This is a genomic window from Paenibacillus sp. LjRoot153 (genome assembly GCF_964253085.1).
Classification (GTDB): Bacteria; Bacillota; Bacilli; order Paenibacillales; family NBRC-103111; genus Paenibacillus_E.
Genome location: NZ_CAXUQH020000001.1, coordinates 7,823,398 through 7,846,201, shown reverse-complemented (window position 1 = coordinate 7,846,201; position 22,804 = coordinate 7,823,398). Strand labels below are relative to the sequence as shown.

The 22,804-nt window shown below is 49.6% G+C and carries 20 protein-coding genes; 12 read left to right on the top strand and 8 right to left on the bottom strand.

Annotation, left to right across the window (positions count from 1 at the left end; all coding sequences use genetic code 11):
• The first annotated feature begins 117 nt into the window (after nucleotides 1–117).
• Nucleotides 118–3,174, top strand: coding sequence for a response regulator (locus ACSQ8P_RS34115; RefSeq protein WP_436239188.1), 3,057 nt, complete (start codon nucleotides 118–120; stop codon nucleotides 3,172–3,174).
• Nucleotides 3,175–3,336: 162 nt separating this feature from the next.
• On the opposite strand, the gene ACSQ8P_RS34110 is transcribed toward ACSQ8P_RS34115, so the two are convergent.
• Entirely contained in the window at nucleotides 3,337–4,194 is an 858-nt protein-coding gene (locus tag ACSQ8P_RS34110; RefSeq protein WP_436239187.1) for an AraC family transcriptional regulator, read from the bottom strand.
• Between the two features lie 221 nt (nucleotides 4,195–4,415).
• Here ACSQ8P_RS34110 and ACSQ8P_RS34105 point away from each other — a divergent pair, with 221 nt between their 5' ends.
• The 3 genes from ACSQ8P_RS34105 to ACSQ8P_RS34095 are packed head-to-tail and all read left to right on the top strand — an operon-like array spanning nucleotide 4,416 to nucleotide 8,210.
• Complete coding sequence (locus ACSQ8P_RS34105) at nucleotides 4,416–5,597, top strand: galactokinase (RefSeq protein ID WP_436239186.1); 1,182 nt, start codon at nucleotides 4,416–4,418, stop codon at nucleotides 5,595–5,597.
• Nucleotides 5,598–6,596, top strand: a complete 999-nt coding sequence (galE, locus tag ACSQ8P_RS34100; protein ID WP_436239185.1) for a UDP-glucose 4-epimerase GalE — start codon at nucleotides 5,598–5,600, stop codon at nucleotides 6,594–6,596.
• A gap of 39 nt (nucleotides 6,597–6,635) precedes the next feature.
• Nucleotides 6,636–8,210, top strand: coding sequence for a UDP-glucose--hexose-1-phosphate uridylyltransferase (locus tag ACSQ8P_RS34095; RefSeq protein ID WP_436239184.1), 1,575 nt, complete (start codon nucleotides 6,636–6,638; stop codon nucleotides 8,208–8,210).
• A 369-nt stretch (nucleotides 8,211–8,579) separates the two neighbouring features.
• On the opposite strand, the gene ACSQ8P_RS34090 is transcribed toward ACSQ8P_RS34095, so the two are convergent.
• On the bottom strand, nucleotides 8,580–8,726 hold the full coding sequence (locus tag ACSQ8P_RS34090) for a hypothetical protein (RefSeq protein ID WP_436239183.1): 147 nt from the start codon (nucleotides 8,724–8,726) through the stop codon (nucleotides 8,580–8,582).
• Between the two features lie 119 nt (nucleotides 8,727–8,845).
• Between ACSQ8P_RS34090 and ACSQ8P_RS34085 the strand changes: the two genes are divergently transcribed.
• From ACSQ8P_RS34085 to ACSQ8P_RS34075, 3 genes are read left to right on the top strand one after another with little or no spacing between them, the layout of a single operon-like run.
• On the top strand, nucleotides 8,846–9,289 hold the full coding sequence (locus ACSQ8P_RS34085) for a MarR family winged helix-turn-helix transcriptional regulator (RefSeq protein WP_436239182.1): 444 nt from the start codon (nucleotides 8,846–8,848) through the stop codon (nucleotides 9,287–9,289).
• A gap of 39 nt (nucleotides 9,290–9,328) precedes the next feature.
• A complete protein-coding gene (locus tag ACSQ8P_RS34080) occupies nucleotides 9,329–11,107 on the top strand; it encodes an ABC transporter ATP-binding protein (protein WP_436239181.1) in 1,779 nt (592 codons plus the stop codon).
• Nucleotides 11,100–12,875 carry an ABC transporter ATP-binding protein gene (locus tag ACSQ8P_RS34075; protein WP_436239180.1) on the top strand — a complete coding sequence of 592 codons (1,776 nt, stop codon included), beginning with the start codon at nucleotides 11,100–11,102 and terminating at the stop codon, nucleotides 12,873–12,875. The genes ACSQ8P_RS34080 and ACSQ8P_RS34075 overlap by 8 nt, the downstream gene beginning before the upstream one ends.
• A 414-nt stretch (nucleotides 12,876–13,289) precedes the next feature.
• On the opposite strand, the gene ACSQ8P_RS34070 is transcribed toward ACSQ8P_RS34075, so the two are convergent.
• Nucleotides 13,290–14,879, bottom strand: a complete 1,590-nt coding sequence (locus ACSQ8P_RS34070; RefSeq protein ID WP_436239179.1) for a histidine kinase N-terminal 7TM domain-containing diguanylate cyclase — start codon at nucleotides 14,877–14,879, stop codon at nucleotides 13,290–13,292.
• Nucleotides 14,880–15,074: 195 nt separating this feature from the next.
• Between ACSQ8P_RS34070 and ACSQ8P_RS34065 the strand changes: the two genes are divergently transcribed.
• The 4 genes from ACSQ8P_RS34065 to ACSQ8P_RS34050 are packed head-to-tail and all read left to right on the top strand — an operon-like array spanning nucleotide 15,075 to nucleotide 18,328.
• Nucleotides 15,075–16,064, top strand: coding sequence for an acrylyl-CoA reductase family protein (locus ACSQ8P_RS34065; protein ID WP_436239178.1), 990 nt, complete (start codon nucleotides 15,075–15,077; stop codon nucleotides 16,062–16,064).
• 40 nt (nucleotides 16,065–16,104) lie between these two features.
• Nucleotides 16,105–16,962 (top strand): carbon-nitrogen hydrolase family protein, encoded by an 858-nt coding sequence (locus ACSQ8P_RS34060; protein WP_436239177.1) that lies wholly within the window; start codon nucleotides 16,105–16,107, stop codon nucleotides 16,960–16,962.
• A 4-nt stretch (nucleotides 16,963–16,966) separates the two neighbouring features.
• Complete coding sequence (locus ACSQ8P_RS34055; RefSeq protein WP_436239176.1) at nucleotides 16,967–17,635, top strand: GNAT family N-acetyltransferase; 669 nt, start codon at nucleotides 16,967–16,969, stop codon at nucleotides 17,633–17,635.
• Between the two features lie 21 nt (nucleotides 17,636–17,656).
• The gene (locus ACSQ8P_RS34050; RefSeq protein WP_436239175.1) at nucleotides 17,657–18,328 is read left to right on the top strand and encodes a GNAT family N-acetyltransferase; all 672 of its coding nucleotides are present in this window, start codon (nucleotides 17,657–17,659) and stop codon (nucleotides 18,326–18,328) included.
• Between the two features lie 54 nt (nucleotides 18,329–18,382).
• Here the strand turns inward: ACSQ8P_RS34050 and ACSQ8P_RS34045 are convergent, their stop codons facing one another.
• Nucleotides 18,383–18,832 (bottom strand): SRPBCC domain-containing protein, encoded by a 450-nt coding sequence (locus ACSQ8P_RS34045; protein WP_436239174.1) that lies wholly within the window; start codon nucleotides 18,830–18,832, stop codon nucleotides 18,383–18,385.
• Nucleotides 18,833–18,925: 93 nt separating this feature from the next.
• Here ACSQ8P_RS34045 and ACSQ8P_RS34040 point away from each other — a divergent pair, with 93 nt between their 5' ends.
• Nucleotides 18,926–19,753 carry a DUF6597 domain-containing transcriptional factor gene (locus ACSQ8P_RS34040; protein ID WP_436239173.1) on the top strand — a complete coding sequence of 276 codons (828 nt, stop codon included), beginning with the start codon at nucleotides 18,926–18,928 and terminating at the stop codon, nucleotides 19,751–19,753.
• 454 nt (nucleotides 19,754–20,207) lie between these two features.
• On the opposite strand, the gene ACSQ8P_RS34035 is transcribed toward ACSQ8P_RS34040, so the two are convergent.
• The 4 genes from ACSQ8P_RS34035 to sigY all read right to left on the bottom strand — a co-directional run bounded on the left by ACSQ8P_RS34035 (nucleotide 20,208) and on the right by sigY (nucleotide 22,737).
• Nucleotides 20,208–21,413, bottom strand: a complete 1,206-nt coding sequence (locus tag ACSQ8P_RS34035) for an MFS transporter (RefSeq protein ID WP_436239172.1) — start codon at nucleotides 21,411–21,413, stop codon at nucleotides 20,208–20,210.
• Nucleotides 21,414–21,598: 185 nt separating this feature from the next.
• Nucleotides 21,599–21,811, bottom strand: a complete 213-nt coding sequence (locus tag ACSQ8P_RS34030) for a sigmaY antisigma factor component (protein WP_436239171.1) — start codon at nucleotides 21,809–21,811, stop codon at nucleotides 21,599–21,601.
• Nucleotides 21,798–22,211 (bottom strand): YxlC family protein, encoded by a 414-nt coding sequence (locus ACSQ8P_RS34025; protein ID WP_436239170.1) that lies wholly within the window; start codon nucleotides 22,209–22,211, stop codon nucleotides 21,798–21,800. Before ACSQ8P_RS34025 ends, ACSQ8P_RS34030 begins: the two co-directional genes overlap by 14 nt.
• 1 nt (nucleotide 22,212) lies before the next feature.
• Nucleotides 22,213–22,737 carry an RNA polymerase sigma factor SigY gene (gene sigY, locus ACSQ8P_RS34020; RefSeq protein ID WP_436239169.1) on the bottom strand — a complete coding sequence of 175 codons (525 nt, stop codon included), beginning with the start codon at nucleotides 22,735–22,737 and terminating at the stop codon, nucleotides 22,213–22,215.
• Nucleotides 22,738–22,804 lie beyond the last annotated feature (67 nt).

Sequence of the window (22,804 nt, the reverse complement as noted above, 5' to 3'; positions counted from 1 at the left end):
GCGTTTTTTGAGGAGTAGGATGTGGTGCTCGGTATGTCTGAAGTCACACTTTAATTAGGACTTTTTAACTATATTTTGGGACAGTATGTTATAATCGGCTATGAGGGGTGAATGAAGATGAAAGCGATTACTTTGATGAAGTCAATGTGGACTTTTATCATCATCATTGCTTTACTAATAGCAGTTATTGGAACGAACTTCTATCAGATGTTCGCTCTGAAGGGAACCCTTGACCGTGTCAAGATAAATTGGATGCCGAGTATTGCTAGAATCGTAGAGATGCAAGAGCTCATTACACAGGAAAGAGTTCTTTTGCATAAAATGGTGCTTGAAACGGATAAGAATGCCCTTCTTACAGTGATTACTTCTTATCAGGATGTCCGTCGACAGTTTGATGAAAAGTATCGAAGTTATGAGTCTTTCATCAACTCTGAAAGTGAAAGACAGATTTATATGGAAGTGTCGGATAAAACGATAGATTACTTGCAGAAGGGCCAGCTTATCATTGATGCCGTCCAATCCGGTGATTACAGCATGGGGAAGGGCTTGTTGGACAAGCTTGCACCGAATCGAGAGCAAGCCGATGCAAGCTTACAGAAGTGGATTGATTACAATTTAATGGGGACCCAAAGGGATGTAGATCGCACATCCAATCAGCGTGAGTTAGTACTTTGGATGGCGAGCATTTTTACGATTGTGGCTATTGCCATTGGGGCTGCTCTTGCCTTACAGACGCGTTCTGTGAGAAGGAAGGGCGAACAGAAGTTGAGTAAGGAGAAGGAGAAAGCTCAAAGCTATCTCAATCTCATTGATGTCATGATAGTTGTTTTAGACCGAGATGGCAGAGTTGAGCTGTTGAATCGTAAGGGCTACAAGGTGCTAGGTTATGAGGAAACGGAGATCTTAGGTAAGAATTGGTTTGATGTTTGTGGGCCCGAGTATCTCTTAGAAATGAGAAAACGGCGCTACCAAGAATTCATGGATGGCGATGCTTTGTCCGACTATTTTGAATCGCTCATAGTAGATAAATCAGGTCAAGAGCGACTTTACGGGTGGAGCAATAATTTGATTTGGACAGAAACTGGAGAAGTGGGCGGCGTTATCTTTGCGGGTGTCGATATCACCGAACGTAAGCAGGCTGAAGAGACGCTGAATCAGTACAAGGATCATCTTGAAGTGTTGGTGGAGGAACGAACATCAGAGCTGGAAAGCAAGAATTTGCTTCTTGCTGATGCGAAGGAATCCGCCGAATCTGCTAACCGGGCGAAGAGTGAATTTCTAGCGAATATGAGCCATGAAATCCGCACACCGATGAATGCAATCATTGGACTGAATTATTTGCTTCAGCAAACGGATCTCACGGAGCGGCAGAAGGATTATGTCGGGAAGACGGTGCTTTCGGCGAAAAGCTTGCTGACGATCATCAGTGATATTCTCGATTTCTCGAAAATTGAGGCGAAGAAGATTGTTCTGGAGCGCATCGATTTTGATTTGTATGAAATTATGAGCAATATCTCGAATATCATCGGATTTTCGCTGTATGAGAAAGGATTGAAACTACATTTCTCCATCCATCATGAGGTACCACAAGTCTTGAATGGCGATCCGTTCCGATTGAATCAGGTTTTACTCAATTTGGTGAATAACGCTTTGAAATTTACAGATGAAGGTGAAATTGCGATTGCGGTAAGTGTTTCTTCACAAGATGATAACGGGGTTTCGCTTCGATTCGAAGTGCGGGATACAGGCATTGGGATGACACCTGAGCAGCAGGCATTATTGTTTCACGGATTCACGCAAGCGGATATGTCAACGACTCGTAAATACGGGGGGACAGGTCTTGGTCTAGTCATCAGCAAGAGTATCGTAGAGTTGATGCAAGGGGAGATCCATGTTGAGAGCGAGCTGGGGAGAGGGAGTTGCTTCATCTTCACAGTGAAGTTCGAAGTAGGTTCTGAGCATGTATTCAGTGCGCCAGTTACGTCCTATTTGAAATTCCTGCGCGTGCTGCTCATTTGTGATGACGAGGAAATGCGTCTTGTTCTGCAGAGTCAACTGGAACAGTTCCAATTTATTGTTAATGCTGTAGATTCTGCTCAAAGCGCACTGAAACAACTTAGCGTAAGCGGCCGTTATGATCTCGTAATTATCGATTGGAAGCTTCAGGATGAGAAGGCACAAGCCCTAGCGGAGAAAATAAAGTTGGAGAATGCTACACCTGTGCAAGTCGTACTGATCAGTTCGTATCACGAATCAGAGCTTCAGCTGAAATCTCAGACGACATCCGTGAAAAAGGTACTCTATTATCCAATGAGTCAGTCTCAGTTATATAACCAAATAACGAACTTGTTTCAAGAACAGCTACAGATGAAGATCGCATCGCCGCAGGGTGAGAATGAAGCCAAAAAACTGCACATGCTCCGTAACACGGAGGTCTTGTTGGTGGAAGATAATGAAATCAACCAACAGGTGGCTCAGGCCATTCTTCAGGAGGTTGATATTCGGGTAGACGTAGCAGAGAATGGCATTGAAGCGTTGAAACGGATTGCGACTAAGCAGTATGATGCCATTTTAATGGATTTGCAGATGCCGCTCATGGATGGCTTTGAGGCAACGAGAAATATTAGGGATTTTGATCAAGAGACACCGATTATCGCGATGACTGCTGATACTATGCAGGGTATTAAGGAGCAGGTCGTGGAAGCCGGCATGGATGCGTATATTTCGAAGCCATTTGAACCCATTCAGCTATTCAGCGTCTTACAACGAACGATTCAGAGCTCGCGAGGGAGGGGTTATGCCGAAGTCGCAGCTGCCAAGCAAATCGAGGTGTTACCCGCACTGAACGCAGAAGAAGCGTTGGGGCGTCTGGGACAAAATGTGAACCTCTATGAGCGAATCTTGCACAAGTTTGTTTCGAACCATGCGAACGCGATAGAGGGGATACGAGAGGCGATCGCGGAAAAAGACTTTTCCGAAGCGCTATTGCTTGCTCATACGCTCAAAGGAGTGGCTTCGAACATCGGAGCAAATCCTCTCAGTCATACAGCGGATGAGCTTCAAACTGCGATCCATCAAGGGGCTAGCGAGCTGGTTGAGGAGCTCTTGAACACTGCGGAGAACAAGTTAGTGTTGGTTAATCAAGCTATTGCGGTGTATTTGATGGTAAAATGAAAATAGGGCCAGATCAGCATATAGTTTGTGCTGATCTGGCCTTTTGTTTAGAATGAGTCGACTTACAGGTCGCCGTCAGCGCGGAAGCACGTGCGTAAGTCGAAAAAATCGATTTACAGGTCGCCGTCAGCGCCGGAGCGCACGCAATTTGAACTTACGGAATCAGAGCAATTTGATCTGATTCCGATACTCGCTCGGAGAGACGCCATACCAGCGCCGAAATTGCTTAGAGAAGTACAGCGGGTCATAGAAGCCTACCGACGCTGCGATCTGCTCAATCGTAAGCTCCAGCCGTTCTCGCAGCAGCAGCCGCGCTTTATCGACGCGCAGCTTGAGCAGGAAGGTAACCGGCGTCACCTTGGTGTGCCGCTTGAACATGCGTGATAGATAAGCGCGATTATAGCCCAAGCTCTCAGCCATCATTTCGATGGTGATGGGCTCCGCATATTGCGTGGACAAGTAATGAATCGCTTGCTGCACGATGCGGTCGCTTTCGTCTTCCGTGACCAGTCCTGTCACCACAGGGGCAGACAGGGCTTCGCAGTACTCGCCGAGTAATAAGCTGAGGTAGCCAGTGGCTTTGAGCTGCGCATTTGATTTTTTTGATTTGAGCGCCTGCTGGATCTGGCGAAAAAGCACAGGCATATGCCGATTGCGTGCAATATGGATGATGGGGTTGGCGGGCGTGAGGCCCGCCTCACCAACAAGCTTCGCTGCTTGCACGCCCGTAAAGGCGATCCAACAATAATGCCACGGATCCAGCTCATCAGAGACATAGCTAATTAGTTGTTCTGGTTCAATGACGAAGCTGTCGCCAGCGCTAATAGCATACTCTTCTCCATGTGAGGAGAATACGCCTCGGCCCGATATGACATAATGAATTAAGTAGTAGTCATATACTTTCGGTCCCAGTCGATGCTCAGGCTTGGTCTGGCTTTCCCCTGCGAATAACACCGTGAAATCGCTCTCCCCAGCAGGAAGGGGGTTCGATACGACATAATAGCTCTCTGGCTTATCCATGACGTTGTCTCATCTCCGTTCGAAGTCCATGCGTTCCTTCCACTGTATCATAAATCTAACATAAAACGGAATCTGTAAATCACATTTTTCCATGTTGAAATAACATGCCTCCATAGCCAATTCATGGCGTATCTCTTATACTTAAGCTACAAACTTGCACAAACAACATTTCTAACAACAACCAAGCAAACATACCAATACCACTAAAGGCGGTGCCACACATGGCAGATTTGCAAGCTCTTAAAGACACGTTTATTGAAATTTACGGAGAAACGGCTGCGAAAATCTCAGCATTTCATGCTCCTGGTCGAGTGAATTTGATCGGCGAGCATACGGATTACAACGGCGGTTATGTATTCCCGGCAGCTTTGACGTTCGGAACGACCTTGATCATTCGTCCAAGACAAGATCGTGTAATCGGCTTCGCATCTACGAATTTGGCACTGCGCAAACAAATTTCCATAGACGACTTGTCCTACAAAGAAGAGGATGATTGGATCAATTATCCGAAAGGAATCTTCGTTCACTTGGCGAAGGCAGGTTTTCCAGTGACGAAAGGTTATGACCTTTTGTTCCACGGTGAAATCCCGAATGGTGCAGGACTTTCTTCCTCGGCTTCCATCGAGGTTGTGACAGCTTTCAGCTTGCTGACACTAGAGAAATACCCAGTAGATACCGTGAAAATCGCGTTGCTCGCGCAAGAAACAGAGAACCAATTCGTTGGCGTCAATAGCGGGATCATGGACCAATTTGCCGTAGCAAATGGTAAGAAGGATAACGCGATCTTGCTAATGTGCGATACCCTGGAGTATCGTTATGTTCCTTTCCAAAGTGGCAGTTATAAGCTTGTGATCGGCAACACGAACAAACGCAGAGGTCTCCTCGACTCGGCTTACAATGAGAGAAGAAGCCAATGCGAGCAGGCGGTTACTTACTTGCAGAAGCAATTCCCAGACATCACGCTGCTTGGTCAATTGAACCTTGCGCAGTTTAATGAATATAAGCATTTGATCCCAGACGAAACGATTCGCCGCAGAGCGCAGCATGTTATGGAAGAGATTGATCGCGTTTTGAAATCCATCGAAGTATTGGAAGCTAATGATCTGGAGTCCTTCGGTAAGCTGATGATCGGATCCCACGATTCCCTGCGCGACCTATATGAAGTAACGGGCTTGGAGCTGGATACGATGGTTGCAGCGGCGTTGAAGGTGCCGGGTGTGCTTGGTGCGCGGATGACAGGTGCAGGTTTCGGAGGTTGTACGGTTTCCTTAGTGCATGAAGACAGCGTTCAAACGTTTATCGATCAAGTAGGCGCGGAATATACGGGAATTACAGGGCTTACACCAAGCTTCTATGTTTGCGATATTGGCAACGGTGTAGAGCAACTTGAGGAGGCGTTGTAAATGGCAATTCTAGTTACAGGTGGAGCGGGCTATATTGGATCGCATGCGGTAGCAGAGCTTCTGGCCAAAGGCGAGGAAGTTGTTATCGTCGATAACTTGCAGCAAGGTCACAAGGACGCGGTGCTTGGCGGTAAACTATACGTTGGCGATCTGCGCGACAGTGAGTTCATGGATACGGTTTTTACTGAAAATAATATCGATGCCATCATTCATTTTGCAGCGAATTCACTCGTTGGTGAGAGCATGACCAATCCAGCGAAATATTACCACAATAACGTATATGGAACCCTTTGTTTACTTGAAAAAATGACGCAATACGGCGTGAAACGCATCGTATTTTCTTCGACGGCTGCTACGTATGGCGAGCCTGAGAACATCCCGATCCTAGAAAGCGATCGTACCTTGCCAACGAATACGTACGGCGAGACGAAGCTGGCGATGGAAAAAATGATGAAATGGTTCGATACTGCCCATAGTATCAAATATGTGTCGCTGCGCTACTTTAATGCGGCTGGCGCCCATGCAGGCGGTAAAATCGGTGAAGATCACAGCCCGGAAACGCATCTGATTCCGATTATTTTGCAGGTGGCGCTGGGTCAAAGAGCGCACATCTCAATTTTCGGCGAGGATTATGCGACAGAAGACGGCACTTGCGTACGTGATTACATTCACGTTAGCGATCTAGCAAGCGCGCACGTACTTGCGGTAGAGAAGCTGCGCGGCGGTGCGGACAGCAACATTTACAACCTTGGCAATGGCACAGGCTTCTCAGTGAAGCAAGTTATTGATATCGCGCGTAAAGTCACAGGCCATGCGATCCCTGCGGTAGTTGAGCCTCGTAGAGCGGGCGACCCAGCAACGTTGATTGCCTCCTCGGAGCGTGCAAGAGCGGAGCTTGGCTGGAAGCCTGCGCATGATTCTTTGGAAGCGATCATTGAGAGCGCGTGGAACTGGCACCAGAAGCACCCGAAGGGGTACGCGGCGGAAGTGAACGTGTAACGTAGGGTTGAGGTTCTCATAAGAAAGGGAAGTGGCAATATGGAACGCACATTACAAACGCCGCAATCTGCGGCGTTAACGATAGAAAGGCTTCTGCAGTTCGCCACCCAGAATGGGTTGATTGAACAGCTAGACGTCTATACTTCACGCAATGCTTTGCTGGATTTGTTCGGACTGGCTGAGCCTTTTCAAGGGGAAGTACCTGCGGAGAAATTGAGCAGTCCGGTTGGCTTGCTGGAAGAGCTGCTAGATGCAGCTTGGGAAGCGGGACTACTGGAAGAGAATACGATGACGTACCGCGATTTGCTGGACGCGCGAATCATGGGACTCATGATGCCTCGTCCTTCCGAGGTGGTGCGCCAATTCTGGACGCTGGCCAAGACGAAGAATGTCGAAGCGGCAACCGAGTACTTTTATAAGCAATCCATCGATTCGAACTACATTCGTATGGATCGTATTGCGAAGAATGCTTACTGGCTGGCTGAAACGGCCTACGGAGATTTGGAAATTACGATCAACCTTTCCAAGCCGGAGAAGGATCCGAAAGAAATTGCGCTGCTCAAAACGCTGCCACAAAGCAGCTACCCCCTATGTCTACTGTGCGTAGACAATCTAGGCTATGCAGGCCGTGTGAATCACCCAGCTAGACAGAATCTGCGCGTCATCCCGCTTGAGCTGGATAGCGAGAAGTGGTACCTGCAGTATTCACCTTACGTGTATTACAACGAGCACAGCATCATCTTCCATGAGAAGCATATTCCGATGAAAACAACGGCAAATACGTTCTACCGTTTGCTGGACTTCATCGAACAGTTCCCACATTACTTCATCGGGTCGAATGCGGATCTGCCGATCGTCGGTGGTTCGATCCTGAACCACGATCATTTCCAAGGGGGACGTCACAAGTTCCCGATGGAAAAAGCGCCAAGTGAGAAAGCCTTCTCACATGCGGATTTTGCAGGTGTGAAGGCCGCTATTGTGAAGTGGCCGATGTCGGTGCTGCGCCTGAGCGGGCACAACAAGCAGCTGCTGTACAAGCTGGCGAGCAAGCTGCTCGACGACTGGCGTGCTTACAGTGATGCGGAAGCGGAGGTCCTCGCGTTCAGCGAGAAGGACGGACAGCGGATCCCGCATAACACGATCACCCCGATCGCCCGCAACAATGCGCGCGGCGAGTACGAGCTTGACCTGGTGCTGCGGAACAACCGCACCAGCGCTGAGCATCCGGATGGGATTTTCCATCCGCATCAGCACTTGCACCACATCAAGAAGGAGAACATCGGCTTGATTGAGGTTATGGGGCTGGCGGTGCTGCCAGGCCGCCTGCAGGAGGAGCTGGCGGATATCGCCAAGCTGCTCACCGGCGAAGCCGAGCTCGGCCGCGAGCTGAGCGATCCTAGCCACCCGCTGCATAAGCATGCGGATTGGATCGCGGCGCTGCTCGCGAAGCATGGCGCGTCGCTGACGGCTGACGCGGCGAAAGCGGTGCTGCAGACGGAGGTCGGCAGCAAGTTCATGGACGTCCTGCTGGATGCAGGCGTCTTCAAGCGTGACGAAGCCGGGCAAGCGGCGTTCGGACGGTTTTTGGCTGCGGTGGGCTTCGCCCAGCAGTAGGTTAGTGCGGAATCCCTGGTCGGTGGACCAGGGATTTTTTGTTGCGCGCGCGCGTAGTAGGGCGCGCGGGTATACGGATCTTTCCAGTTGTGCTGGAATAACTGGAAAAGGTACAGCTAATTTCAAGGGAAACACTTGAAATCAGAGATTAACTGGAAATAGTACAGCTAATTTCCATGGATTCTCCCATATAGCGCTAAATGGGGGAAATTAGATGGAGAAAATCCATCTAAACCGAAATTTGAGGTGGGATTAGAGAAACTAGATGGAGATTTTCCATCAAAGTGATTGTTGAGCTAGTTTAACTCCCCAACCCGCCCCCACCAACAGACGCACCAAGCCCACCAAACCACTCGCACCAGAAACAAGCTAATTACTTCCCGAACCATCCCCACCACCCGAAGCCGCATCCCCAACCGCCTCCAGCACCAAAACCAAGCACTCCCCGCCCGCACCACCATAAACATCCTCTCCAAGTATCCTCCATACACCATTTTTCCCCAACTCCCTGCTCATCCCATACTTCCTATCACGGAATCCTCACCCACGCGCAAATGGAAAAAATCGTATTGACAGGACGAGCAGTGCTATCTAAAATATTAATTAGCCGACTAACTAAAAAGGAGAGTGTTTCATTGTCGCGTCACCACCATAATCCAGAATCACTTACCCACCTGATGTCACATTTGCTGAAAATGCACCGACATACGATTGATCAAATCATTCATACCTATGATGTTTATCCGGGGCAACCCCCGTTGCTGCTTGCTTTGTCCGTAGAGGACGGACTTAGCCATAGCGAGCTTGCGGCTCGCATCCACAATAAACGCGCGACCCTGTCCGTCATGGTGGACCGCATGGAAAAAACAGGCCTCGTCGAACGCCGCCCTGACGAGAATGATCAACGGGTTACGCGTGTCTACCTGACCGAGAAGGGCAAGGAAGTCACCGTGCATGTCAAAGAGGCGATCCAGACTGCGGATGAGATGACTTTTGCGCATTTTCTACCTGAGGAAAAGCTACTATTTCGCCGCCTTCTGCTTCAAATGAAAGATAATCTCCGTCCTAAAGATGAATAAAAATAGTTAGGCGGCAAACAAAAGAAAGGACATCATGCCATGTGGAAACTACGATCATTTGTTAAACCGTATTGGTTCATAACACTGCTTGCTCCTTTGCTGATGGTGATGGAGGTATGCATGGATTTATCGCAGCCCCGCCTCATGGCGACCATTGTGAATCACGGGGTTGCCGAAGGGAATCTGGCTTTAGTGTGGTCCACAGGCATACATATGTTGGGCGTCGCTCTCATTGGCCTTGTCGGTGGCGTGGGTTGTACATTTTTCTCAGTGAAGGCTGCCCAAAGCTTCGGTGCTGATCTGCGGCTAAGCGTATTCGAGAAGGTGCAATCTTTGTCGTTCCGACAATTGGATACATTCTCGACCGGATCACTGATCACTCGTTTGACCAGCGATGTGATGCAAATGCTGAACATCCTGCAAATTTTACTGCGCCAATTTATACGTGAAGCGTCGCTGCTTATTGGCAGTTTGATCATGGCTGTGGTCATCTCACCACGCCTTTCCTTGATCCTGCTAGCCGTCGTACCGATTCAATTCGTCATTCTGTATGTATTGATGAAACGCTCTACGCCGCTTTTTCGCCAGATGCAGACGAAGATCGATCGCGTAAACACGGTTATGCAAGAGAGCACGACGGGTATTCGTGTGATCAAAGCTTTTGTTCGCGCCGCCTTCGAGCGGACCCGCTTTGGCAAAGCGAACACGGACCTGTTGAACGCCAGTCTTAGCTCTGCTCGGGCCTTGGCTACAAGCGGGCCGCTGATGACGTTGATTTTGAACATAAGCATCGTTGCCGTTCTTTGGTTCGGCGGTGCTCAAACGTGGAGCGGTTCGATGGCAATTGGTGATTTGGCCGCATTCATCATCTATATAAGCCAAGTGTTGTTTTCGCTCGTTTCCATTACGAATACGCTGATGAATATTTCCCGCGCGCAGGTTTCCGCCGAACGGATTCGAGAAGTACTCGATACGCAAGTGGACCCAAATGAGCCTGCTCAGGATCAGGATAAATCAGAAGCACTTGAACCAAAGCAATCTTTGGCTCCATCCTCCCCAGTGGTGGGCTGTGAGTTAGAATTTGAGCGGGTTTCATTCGTTTATGAAACAGCTCCCGATCAGCCAGTTCTCCAGGATATTTCTTTCAAGGCATTGGCAGGTCAAACGATTGGCATTCTTGGGGCGACAGGCTCAGGTAAATCCACACTGGTTAGCTTGATCCCGCGACTTTATGATGCGTCCAGTGGACATATTCGCCTGAATGGCGTTGATGTGAAAGAACTGCCCGTCGAGCAGCTGCGGAGTCAAGTGGGAATTGTGCTGCAGCAGTCCATTTTGTTTAGTGGGACGATTCGCGATAACATTCTTTTCGGCAAGCCGGGGGCATCGGATGCCGAGATAACGGCAGTCGCCCAAGCAGCAGAGGCCGATAGCTTCATCTCCAACCTACCTGAGGGTTATGGAGCCAAGTTGGGACAACGAGGCGTGAACCTGTCTGGTGGTCAAAAGCAGCGAATAGCGATAGCTCGGGCCTTGCTTCTGCGATCTCCATTACTTGTGCTGGATGACAGCACGAGTGCTATTGATTTAGGTACGGAGAAACGCATCCAACGTTCTCTGCAAGCGTTGATGGCAGGCAGTACACGCATCATTATCGCGCAGCGCGTCTCCTCCGTCCTGCAGGCCGATCAAATTCTTGTCTTAGAAGAGGGGCGCATCGCTGCACGAGGAACACATGAGGAACTGCTGGCGACAAGCGCGCTGTACCAAGATATTTACAACTCCCAGCAGGGGAAGGAGGCGGCTCTGCATGGCTAACAAGCAAGCGCGCAAACCACGCGCGAAAAACATCGGCGCAACCCTCCTTCGCATGTGGGGCTATCTAAGACTTCAACGTACCGGGCTGATCACTGTTGCGATCTTGACGGTTCTAGGCAGCGGTCTTGCCTTGCTTGGACCTTATTTAATCGGTAGAGCCATTGACGATTACATCATACCGCGAGACCGGAGTGGGCTGCTTGGACTGTGTCTCCTTCTACTCGGCTGTTACGTAGTCAGCGGGGCTGCATCTTGGATCCAATCCTATCTGATTGCTGGGGTATCCCAGCGAACCGTCTGGCAAATGAGACAGGATCTTTTCCGCCACCTGCACAAGCTGCCTATCAGCTATTTTGACAAGACCTCACATGGGGAACTCATGAGCCGCACGACCAATGATGTCGATAACGTCGCGACTACGCTCAGTCAAAATTTAACGCAGATCATGACCAGTATCATTATGATTGTCGGGTCGTTGATTATGATGATTACTTTGAATATTTGGCTTACGCTCATCGCCTTAATCACGGTTCCTATCGTACTTTTCACAACCAAGCAAATCACGAAACATACACAACGCTTGTTCAAAGAGCAGCAGCAGCGGCTTGGGGAACTGAATGGCTTAATCGAAGAGACGATTTCTGGGCAAAAAGTAGTGAAAACGTTCCAGCGCGAAGCCGCTGCCGTCGATCAACTTGCTGCAATTAATAAGCAGCTTCGAGTCGCTGGTACAGGTGCACAGCAGCTCTCGGGTATGATGGGGCCGAGCATGAATATGATCAATCATTTTAGCTTCATTCTACTGGCTGCTATCGGGGGTTGGATGGTGCTGAGGGGATGGACGATGGTTGGTGTGATTATCAGCTTTTTGAACTATTCGAAGCAATTTAGTCGTCCTATTAACGATCTTGCCAACCAGTATAATATGATTCAGTCGGGTATTGCGGGTGCGGAGCGGGTTTTTGAAGTGATGGATAAGGAGACGGAATACGATTCGAGCAAGGAAGGCGTACAGCTAACCAATGTCAAAGGTGAAGTTGTGTTTCAAAACGTTTCCTTCAGCTACACGGACGAAGTGCCCACGCTGCATGAGGTTTCGTTCACTGCGGAGCCTGGCGATTTGATTGCTCTAGTGGGCCCTACGGGTGCAGGCAAGACAACGATCATCAATCTGCTGACTCGCTTCTACGATGTAAATGAGGGCAGTATTACGATAGATGGGCTCGACATTCGTGATATGGAAAAAGACAGTCTACGCAGCCAGCTCGGCCTCGTGCTGCAGGATGTTTATCTGTTCTCGGGGACGATCCGAGAAAATATCCGCTTCGGCCGCTTAGACGCTACGGACGAAGAAGTGGAAGCCGCCGCGCAGCTAGCGAACGCGGACGGGTTCATTCGCAAGCTGCCGAACGGCTATGACGCCAAGTTGACCGCCGGTGGCGGCAACTTGAGTCAAGGACAGCGGCAGCTGCTCACGATCGCGCGGGCGATTCTCGCCGACCCCGCGATTCTCGTGCTCGACGAGGCGACGAGCTCCGTCGACACGCGTACCGAGCAGCACATCCAGCAGGCGATGGGCGTGCTCATGAAAGGGCGAACGAGCTTCGTGATCGCCCACCGGCTCAGCACGATTCGCGAAGCGAGTGCAATTCTGGTCATCCACGGCGGCGAGATCGTGGAGCGCGGCACGCACGAGGAGCTGCTGGCGATTCGTGGGCATTACTATGATTTGTATGCGAGCCAATTCAGCGAAGCAAGTTCGCTTTGACGGACGGACGTGGAGTCCGATAAGAAATAGAAAGGGAGTTCCCGTAGAGGGGAACTCCCTTTTGCTATTTAGTAGAGCACGTATCAGTCCGTCGCAGCTGCTGTCAATTCTCGTGGGTCCCCATCAATCCCGCGCCATTCTCTCACTAGTCCTCAACAGACCCACCCAATCCCGCACCAACCCCTTCGTACCCGCTAACTCCCCGCCAGTCCCCCACCAGCCAAACAACTGGATTTTCTCCATCTATTCCAGCTCCTTTTCCCCGCGCGCGCTGAATAAAAGGATTTCCTACGGCTAATTCAGGCCATTTTTGCCGAAATGCTCTCATATGACAGAATTAGCTGTAGTTTTTCCAACTAAACTCAGGAATCGCCGAGTTTAGCCAATTTTAACTGTAGTTTCTACAGCTAATGCTCACCGCGAGGTACCTGACGACGCTTCTACAGGCACGTCATAGACGCGGACCTGATTCCGACCTGCCCGTTTGGCCTGATACAAGGCCATGTCTGCATGCTTCAGAAGCATCTCCAAGCTATCTCCGCGATGGCTTGCCTGCGTCAATCCGAAGCTTGCAGTAACGGCAATCGAGCCGAAGCTGCCGCTCATCGGTTTCGCTTCAAGCTGTGCGCGAATTTGTTCGGCCAGCAAGGCCGCCTCATCCAGCGAGCAGGCAGGCAATGCGATGACAAACTCCTCACCGCCATACCTTGCAATCAGCGCACTAGGTACGTCTACCTCAATTTGCCTCGCCACTTGCACTACGTGCTGAATCGCGAGATCGCCAACATCGTGACCGTAGGTGTCATTGATATGTTTGAAATGATCGATATCGAAGAGAAGGATGCACGTCGACAGCTGGTTACTCAGATCTTCTTCCAAGATCATCTTGCTCCGACGGAGAAACTCCGTTCGATTCAGCAGCTTCGTCAAGCCATCATAATAGGCTAGCTGTTCCAATTGATCTTGGAGCAGTTTCTGCTCTGTGACGTCGATCAGCATCAGTAGGCTCCCGATCGGCTCCCCATTGCGTCCCCGAACAACGGAGGAACGGATCTGGTAAAAGAATTCCTTGCCGTCGGAGGCGCGCCAACTAAATTCTTCCTGCGCACCGTCTTCTGATCGCACTACGGGAAACGGGGTACCCGATAATCGAATCCAAGCTTCATCGAGCGTTAATCCAAGCATGTCGGTTGTTAATCCTGGAAACATCGAGTTAATCACACCGTTGAAGTCCACCAGCCGATCTGAGAAGTCCAGCACAATAGCGCCTTCCCGCATACTTTCAAAAATACGATCTTTCGCAATCGGTATAACCGTCAGCATCCTAGTTGACACAATCGCCCAAATGTACATGGCAGAAGTCACACAAAGGATCATCGGCACAGGATCCATGCCATACGGTGTTAAGCCTATCAAATAAATGAAGGCCCCTGTCATTGGCATGAATTGCCCCATGATTAAGGTCACGAGCTGTAAACGGTAGGCTTTTTTAGTTTGGCGCCATCTGCGTAAGAGCAGGACGACCGCTGCCAGCATACATCCGAATATATAAGCCCCGTGAACGATGTAATATTGTCCGATGACGATATCCGTAGTGGGAAATGGTGCATTTTCACGAAAATACATTTCTTTATAAAATAAATGATGATAATCATTGGTGATCACCATAACGAAGGTAATGGCTGGAATGACGAAGAGCGCTGCTATCTTACTACGAGTCAAGTTCAAGCCAACGTACTGCATGACAATCAGTAAACCAATGGCAGGCGCGGCCCCGATGCCAATATATTCGAGAATCGTCCATCGTTTTACTTCGACTAACGTATCGCTGGCCATTTCAAAAGCATGAGCAAAAATATAAATGGCTTGTGTAGCCGTATAGATGACAAATGTATAGGCACTAGGTATTTCTTTGCGTTTGATATAGGCATACATACACAAAAAGACGGTGAAAACTCCCGAGGTTGCGATGATTGAAATGAACATGGTTAACGTAGGATCCATGGGTCGCACTCCAGTATTTGTAGAATTATTAGTTAAAATGTCGATTTAATGGTATCACATCCTTGCGTGCGGTCATAGGGAACAAATGGAAAATATAATTGAAAGTGTGGGCATGCAAGAATGGAAAGGAGTTACAAAATTTAGTAAACTAATAGAATCGAATGAAATGGTGATAAATAGCTTGGAGGCGTGAATATGGATAGCTTTAACGCAGTAGTCGTCGAGCGAATACAGGATCAGTTTTCTTGCCAAATAAAAGAACTGCGCATGGAGGATTTACCCGCTGGGGAAGTGACGATCCGCGTCGCGTACTCCAGTATCAATTATAAAGATGCGATGGCTTGCAGCCCATCGGGGCGAGTCGTGCGCCAGTACCCTATGGTACCTGGCATTGATTTGGCGGGTACGGTCGTGGCCTCGTCAGATCCCCGCTATCGCGAGGGAGATGAGGTGCTCGTGACCAGCTACGAGCTGGGCACAGGGCATTTCGGCGGATTCAGCGCGTATGCGCGCGTCCCCGCCGATTGGGTCGTGCCACTCCCGCAGGGACTGACGCATCGCGAAGCGATGATCCTTGGCACAGCGGGATTTACAGCAGCGCTGTCCATTCATCGAATGGAGCTGAATGGGCTGCGCAAGGAGCAGGGACCCGTGCTAGTGCGCGGGGCAACGGGTGGTGTAGGCAGCTGCAGCGTCTCGATGCTCGCCGCCCTCGGTTATGAAGTAGAGGCAAGCACAGGGAAGTCTGCTGACTACGCGTATTTGCTTGAGCTTGGCGCGACGCGTGTGCTGTCTCGGGAGGAGCTTTCGCCTGCCGAAAGTAAGCCAATCAGCAAGGAGTATTGGGCTGGGGCGGTTGATCCTGTGGGAGGCCCGGCGCTCGCGCACGTGCTTAGTCGAATGAAATACGGCGCTTCCGTGGCGCTGAGTGGATTGACGGGCGGCGCGGATTTTGCGGCGACGGTGTATCCTTTTATCCTGCGAGGTGTGAATGTACTCGGCATTGATTCCGTCTATTGTCCGTCAGAAGTGAGAACAGCGCTCTGGGAGCGGATGGCAACGGAGTTGAAGCCACGGCTGCTCGAGCAGACGGTGTATAAGGAAGTTGTATTGGATGAGGTTGCTGAGGCAGCGAAGTTAGTATTGGAAGGCAAGGTAAGAGGCAGGGTGTTGGTCAAGCTGTAAAGGTTTGGTTTGAATAATGTGGTGGAGGAGTGTTGAAATCATGAAAATGCGGGTATCTGCCGTTCAATATCATTTACATACGATAAGCAGCTTTGAAGAGTTTGCCGCACAGGTAGAGCATTATGTGAAGGTGGCGCAGGAGTTTGAGGCGGATTTCGTCCTGTTTCCGGAGTTGTTCACCACACAGCTGATGTCCATTGGCGATGAGAACGGCAAGGCATTGCCGATAGAAGCCCTCCCTTCTTTTACGGAGAAATATCGCGACTTATTTCAAGGACTTGCTCAGCAAACGGGCATGCATTTGATTGGCGGTACGCACATTACTGCTGAGGGAGACAAGCTGTTCAACACAGCGTTCCTGTTCTATCCAGATGGTCGTATTGGCGAGCAGAAAAAGCTTCATATTACCCCAACGGAAGTGAAGGAATGGGGGATGGGCGCTGGGGATTCGCTGCAGGTTTTTGATACGGACAAAGGGCGGATTGCCATTCTCGTCTGTTACGATGTGGAATTCCCTGAGATCGTGCGGATGGCCAGAGCCCGTGGGGCGGATGTGCTGTTCGCTCCTTCGTGTACAGATGATCGGCATGGGTTCCATCGGGTTCGGTATACGTGTCATGCCCGGACCATTGAGAATCAGATCTACGTCGTAACAACAGGGACGGTTGGCGCTTTGCCAACGGTTGATTTCATGAGAGCGAACTTCGGTCAAGCCGCTGTCATTACGCCAAATGATGTGCCATTCCCGCCTAAAGGTATTCTCGTCGAAGGGGAGATTAATGGCGATATGGTTGTGACCGCCGATCTCGATCTCTCGTTGCTGACGCTCGTCCGGGAGCGGGGTTCCGTCACCACCTGGCGCGACCGCCGCACAGATTTATATACAGATTGGTCTTGAGATTATGCGAAAACAACTTTATGTGTTTGATGGTGATACGCCCGTGGAGGCGGTCATTCGCACGTATGGTGCAGCCGATTTTGATGCGTTGATTCGCGTTCAGCAGCTGAGCTTTCCACCGCCATTTCCTTCAGAACTCTGGTGGACGAAGGAGCAGCTCACTGAGCATGTCACCCGTTTTCCTGAAGGGGCGCTGTGCGTGGAGATTGCGGGTCAAATTGTCGGCTCAATCACGGGACTGCGGGTGGATAGTGAGCGGATGGCTGGGGCTGTCGATCATAGCTGGTCAGCGATGACGGATGATGGGTATATCCGGACACATCAACCTGATGGTGACACGCTCTACATTGTGGATGTGTGTATCATGCCAGCGTACCGCAAGTTTGGCCTTGGCAAATGGCTCATGCAGTCGATGTATGAGGTTGTTGTTCAGCTAGGACTGGCTCGTTTGCTTGGAGGCGGGCGGATGCCTGGCTACCATAGGGTGGCGGAGCAAATGAGTGCTGATGACTATGCGGCAGCTGTCATGGCGGGGACGATGAAGGATCCGGTGATTACCTTTTTGTTACGATGCGGCAGGACGCCAGTAGGCGTAGTTGCGGGGTATTTGGAGGATGAGGAATCGCTGAATCATGCGCTGTTGATGGAGTGGCGGAACCCTTTTATATATTAAAAATAGGAGTGAGTTGACCTTATGGAATTTATACGCATAACGAGTATTGAGGATCCGTTGTTTCGATCGATGCACGATTTGATGAAAGAGGTGTTTCCGCCGGAGGAAGTGCTGGAGTATTCGTTATGGAGGGAGCCTCTTGAAGATCCAGGGATTCGCGTGTTTGTGGCCGTTCATGAAGGCAAGGTAGTCGGCACGACGGAGTATCGCTATTATGAGGAAGATCAAGTGGCGATGACGGATTTTACGATAATTGGTCAGGCAGGTCTGGGGATTGGGCGGTTTTTGGCAAGAAAACGGTGGCAGGATCTGGAGCGATTGGCCGCTGAATCAGGTAAGCAGATTGCAGGGATGTTCGCTGAGATTTACGATCCGTATCGTATCGAGGGGCATGCTTTTGGCGGCGTGAAGCCGATGGACCCTTACGTTCGACGTGAGGTGCTGTCGCATCTTGGCTACAAGCGGATTGATTTCTCCTACGTACACCCATCCTGGGAGAACAATGGGGACGCTGTCGAGGAGCTGGATCTTTGTTTCTTGCCAACGGATGAAGATATGACGGAGATCAGTGCTGCTTTGGTGGCAAAGTTCTTACGACGGTATTATGCGGTGCTCGCGAATAAACCGCATGCTTGGGAATCCATGGTTGCTGGCTTGGAAGGGAAAGAGACGTTGGCGCTGCTGCCTTTGTAATAATGTAAAAAGGAGTCCAAATGGACTCCTGTATTTCTTTCTAAGGTTAAAAGTCTACCATCCGAAATCTAGCGTTTTACCAGTCTCCGCCAATGTCTTAATATTGCTCAGAATCATCCACCAGCTGGACTTTGTTGACTCAAAGCTCGGGTGATCTGGTGTCCACTGATCGTTCACGAGCGTCAATTTTGTACAGTTGCCTACGGTTTCTAGGGTGATTGTCATGCGTGATTCGAAATCAGCATGGTTTTCCCGATAGGAAGGACCTGCATGCTCGGTACAGCTCAGTAATTTCTCAGGCTCATAGGCCAAAATCTTGCCATACACATGAACCGTTTCATCCCCATCTTGACCTGGGCCAATATAGGAATAGTCAGAGCCAATTTCAAAGGTAGAATGCAGCACGCAGCCAAATAAAATTTGCCGAGTTCCCTCTGGTGTGATGAGAATATCCCAAACTTGCTTCGTGCTTGCACCAATATAAAATTCATATTTCAGTTCCATAACCGCTCGCACTCCTTCGCTTCTGTGATCCTACCTATCATAATGCATCTAGTAATCCCATGTATTGTAAAAACGCGACAAGGAGTGTTCGATATGCCTACGAATACGAATTCAAACAAGAATTCCCCCATGCCTAGCCTGGGTATTATAAATTTTCAGCAAGGTGGGCACAAATTTCAGCTTTCTCGATATGCTCCAGCTGAGGATGCAGCCTTCTTCGTTCGTCATTATTGGGTAGTCAAATGGGATTTGGCTGGGAAAGAACCCTATACACAGCATGTTATTCCTAATCCCTGCGTGAATCTCGTTGTTGAGCTGGGGAAAACGGCGATTTACGGTCCTGGCAAAGAAAAGTACGGACATCACCTAGAAGGGCAAGGGAGTGTGTTCGGCGTGAAATTTAAGCCAGGCGGCTTTTACCCTTTTGTCCAAGAAAACGTGTCTAGCATGTTGAACAATCCGCTGTGTATTGGGGATGTTTTTAACACTGACCCTCGTTTCTTGGAAGCGCAAGTGTTTAGTCATAGCGATGATGGGCGGAACGTTAATCTGGTTGAGAGCATGATTCGGTCCAAGCTACCTGCCCAGGATGAACAGGTCACATTGGTGAATCAGATCGTTGATTATGTGTATGGACAGCCGGAGATCACCAAGGTTGACGCTATTTGTGAACATTTTCAAATGAATATCCGCACGCTACAGCGGCTTTTCGACCAGTATGTTGGAGTCAGCCCGAAGTGGGTGATCAAAATCGCCCGCATCCAAAGCGCAGCAGAGACCACCGACGGTAAGGATACGCACAATTGGGCAAAGCTATCGATGGATCTGGGCTATCATGATCAGTCGCATTTCATCAAGGATTTCAAGTCGATACTCGGTCAGACACCGGAAGAGTATGCTTTGGCGAAGCGGGCGAAGTGAGGGGGAAGTGTGGTGTGGGGAAGAAGCAAGGATGGCACGGCCATTCGGGCTTCGCTGTCACTCCGTCACTATGCGATTCCGCCGCCGAAAGGGATAACTGGAAAACCTCCAGTTATTTAAGGGGATTTTCAGCGAAACGAATGATTAGCTGGAAAACCTCCATCAAATTAGCGAGATATTTGCCTATAGTCCCTAATCGGGGTGAATTAACGGGAGAAAATCCAGTTAATAGCTGAGGAGTCGATCTATGCTGAAGTGGAAAGTAACAGCAACCCGTGCACTAACAGGCCACCATAACTACTTATAACAAACAGCTACCACCCTATCGACAACTAGCAATTCTTCCGCAAGGAGCTCTCCCGAACCAGGACTAACTATCCAGCCCCCACAATTGTCATGAACTAGCTAGCACCTTACACGATCATTCTGTTGAACTTGATCCCGCCATCACTTCCTACAAAGCCTGTTGCTTCGCACTTTGTTGTTTTTTGCGAAGAAGCGGGCTAAGGAACACAACCCCCGCGAACAGTAAACAGCCACTTAGCACATACACCGTCAACAACGACGTCGTATCCTTCAAGTAACCTGATAAAGACATCCCCACTAGCATCATCCCCATGAAAATTGGTGTAATCGCACCGCCGACTCGCCCCATAAACGGCCCTTCCGTGTTACGCATAATAAGGGTTTGAATGCCGACATGGATACAGGGATAAAACAATCCACTAACAATCTGTAGGATCAGCGTCATGGACACGAGGGTAGAGGCTCCGACGCCAATGGTACAAACAGCACTTACTAGCAAACCAGCAGCAAGTAAAAACTGCGGTTTAACCTTCTTCGCAACCCCCATAATGGCCGTCCCGCCGATGAGCATCGCAGCACCATTCGCCATCAGGAACCATTGCAGAGATTGTTTGCTTAATCCTAGTTTTTCAATGGCTATGAATATCGCGAGCGGTTGAACAAGACCGGCGGCTAATCCAGTAACTCCGAAAGTTAGGCTTAGTGTTCTGAGCGCACGGTTAGATTGCACATAGCGCAGGCCGGCTGTTAGCTCATTCAAGAAGCTTATGGTTCCTGAAGCAGCTTCTTCGATCTCGTCTTTCGGGAGGAAAGTAAGGACTAGGGATGATCCGAAGAACATCACGCCTGTGAGGATAAGAGAAGCTTCGATACCGTAGTTCAGATAGATGAACGTACCGATCACAGGGCCCAAGACCATGAAAATAGCAACGAGGGATTGAGACATCGCCATAACACCTTGGAGGTGCTCCGCGGGTACATTTTTTTTATAGAGCTTCATAGCGGAAGGCTGTGAGAATTGCGATAAACTGGCAGAAATGAACGTCCCGATTAGCAAGGCGTACCAAGAGCCAGATAACAGGGTAAGCAATACAAGGAATACCGTTACAGCGGATAAAAGATCACTCCAAACCATGGTCCGCTTCGGCTGCCAGCGATCGGCGAACGTGCCGCCAATAAAGGCGAAGATGAAAATAGGTGCTGTCTCCACAATGGAAATCAAGGATACATACTGCGGATTATTGTGTGTAATGTCCGAGATATAGAGGAGGATAGCGAAATTCCGGATCCAAATACCGAGCTGCAGGAGCACACGGGATAGGAGAATGGTTCGCACATAGCGATTGGTTAACAAAGGTCTCATTCCTTTCGATTTAATTTTACTAAATTACTAATTTACTAAGGTAGTAAAATAACATCCAAATCATAGCTCACGTGACAGATGGAAGTCAATATGATTTTGATTATTTCCAAAAGTATCCGTGTGGGCATGAAAAAACGGCTGCCATGGAGGCAACCGTTTCAAGTAAGAATGGCAGTTCATTTGCGGTGAATCTTACGCACTGCGAACAGATAAACAATCGTGGGAACTGGAGCTTGAACGATGCCCCAAATTCCCCAAAACCAAGGATGACGGGTACCGCGCTTGCGGGAGTCCATGTATAGCCATGTGCTTTGTATAAGCATAATTAATGCAAGACCTATCCAAGCCCAGAGAGGAAGTTGATCGAATTTGGAGTCAGTTGTCGTCATGAGAAGCCACCTGCTTTCTTAAGATGAGCCAAGCTAGCGGAATCAGTATCGCCGCGACTTGGATGGAGAGGAAGGCGACAGGCTGAGCCGTTACCGTCAGATAAAATACATAAAACAAGAACATCGCGCCGATCCATAGAATCGCTAAATCACGCATCAGCATGGATTTTCGCTTGCTTCGCGTCGCGGCGATATGTTGATCAAACCAAGCTGCACTCGGGGTTGTCACATGGATGGCAGTATCGAGCAGGTGAAGCCCGTCGCGCAGTTGACGAGCAACGTCCTCGGCAGATGGATCTTGGCTCGCTCGATACAGATCACTTCCATCCGGCACCTTGCTTTGCCCTTTGCTCAACTCCTTTGTCTCTCGCTGCCGTTGCTTTAGCGAATCTTCGTCCATTCTACTTCAGCTCCTTCCGTAGTTGTTTCAGTGCGTTGTGCACTCTTGATTTCACGGTGCCCTCTGCAAGAGAGAGCATGCCGCCAATTTCTTCGTAGGTGTATCCGTAGTAATGCTTGAGAATGAGCGGAATACGACTATCTCGCGGCATCTCGGCTAAAGCGTCTAACACCTCAGGCCAAGCCTTATCCGTGTGATGTGCTGTCTGCCATTGCAGCTGGCGCAAGGCTTGCTGCTGCTCTTTCTCCTGCCACTTGCGCTCCCACAGGCGGCGTCTCCCTTGATCGATCATCAACCGAGTAGCGATGGTGATTAACCAGGACGAGAACTTCGAAGTCCCGTTGTAGAGCTTTATTTTTTCAATACATCGGGCCATCGTTTCTTGCGTGAGATCCTCAGCTTGGGAGGGATTCAGCGTGATTTTGACCAAATATTTATAAACAAACGCATAATGCATCTGCAGAAGCTGAGACAGAGCGGTAGTGTCGCCTAGCATGGCCTGACGAATGAATTCGTTCTCTTCCAAGTGATTGAACATCCTCTCTACCTGGTTTCATAGATAGTACGAACAGCTCATGAAGATCGTTCACGGC

Bases quoted from the DNA above. Each gene is read 5' to 3' on its own strand.
- ACSQ8P_RS34115 (WP_436239188.1), top strand. From the start codon at position 118: ATGAAAGCGATTACTTTGATGAAGTCAATGTGGACTTTTATCATCATC.
- ACSQ8P_RS34110 (WP_436239187.1), bottom strand. From the start codon at position 4,194: ATGGATAAGCCAGAGAGCTATTATGTCGTATCGAACCCCCTTCCTGCT.
- ACSQ8P_RS34105 (WP_436239186.1), top strand. From the start codon at position 4,416: ATGGCAGATTTGCAAGCTCTTAAAGACACGTTTATTGAAATTTACGGA.
- galE (WP_436239185.1), top strand. From the start codon at position 5,598: ATGGCAATTCTAGTTACAGGTGGAGCGGGCTATATTGGATCGCATGCG.
- ACSQ8P_RS34095 (WP_436239184.1), top strand. From the start codon at position 6,636: ATGGAACGCACATTACAAACGCCGCAATCTGCGGCGTTAACGATAGAA.
- ACSQ8P_RS34090 (WP_436239183.1), bottom strand. From the start codon at position 8,726: ATGAGCAGGGAGTTGGGGAAAAATGGTGTATGGAGGATACTTGGAGAG.
- ACSQ8P_RS34080 (WP_436239181.1), top strand. From the start codon at position 9,329: ATGTGGAAACTACGATCATTTGTTAAACCGTATTGGTTCATAACACTG.
- ACSQ8P_RS34075 (WP_436239180.1), top strand. From the start codon at position 11,100: ATGGCTAACAAGCAAGCGCGCAAACCACGCGCGAAAAACATCGGCGCA.
- ACSQ8P_RS34070 (WP_436239179.1), bottom strand. From the start codon at position 14,879: ATGGATCCTACGTTAACCATGTTCATTTCAATCATCGCAACCTCGGGA.
- ACSQ8P_RS34065 (WP_436239178.1), top strand. From the start codon at position 15,075: ATGGATAGCTTTAACGCAGTAGTCGTCGAGCGAATACAGGATCAGTTT.
- ACSQ8P_RS34060 (WP_436239177.1), top strand. From the start codon at position 16,105: ATGAAAATGCGGGTATCTGCCGTTCAATATCATTTACATACGATAAGC.
- ACSQ8P_RS34055 (WP_436239176.1), top strand. From the start codon at position 16,967: ATGCGAAAACAACTTTATGTGTTTGATGGTGATACGCCCGTGGAGGCG.
- ACSQ8P_RS34050 (WP_436239175.1), top strand. From the start codon at position 17,657: ATGGAATTTATACGCATAACGAGTATTGAGGATCCGTTGTTTCGATCG.
- ACSQ8P_RS34045 (WP_436239174.1), bottom strand. From the start codon at position 18,832: ATGGAACTGAAATATGAATTTTATATTGGTGCAAGCACGAAGCAAGTT.
- ACSQ8P_RS34040 (WP_436239173.1), top strand. From the start codon at position 18,926: ATGCCTACGAATACGAATTCAAACAAGAATTCCCCCATGCCTAGCCTG.
- ACSQ8P_RS34030 (WP_436239171.1), bottom strand. From the start codon at position 21,811: ATGACGACAACTGACTCCAAATTCGATCAACTTCCTCTCTGGGCTTGG.
- ACSQ8P_RS34025 (WP_436239170.1), bottom strand. From the start codon at position 22,211: ATGGACGAAGATTCGCTAAAGCAACGGCAGCGAGAGACAAAGGAGTTG.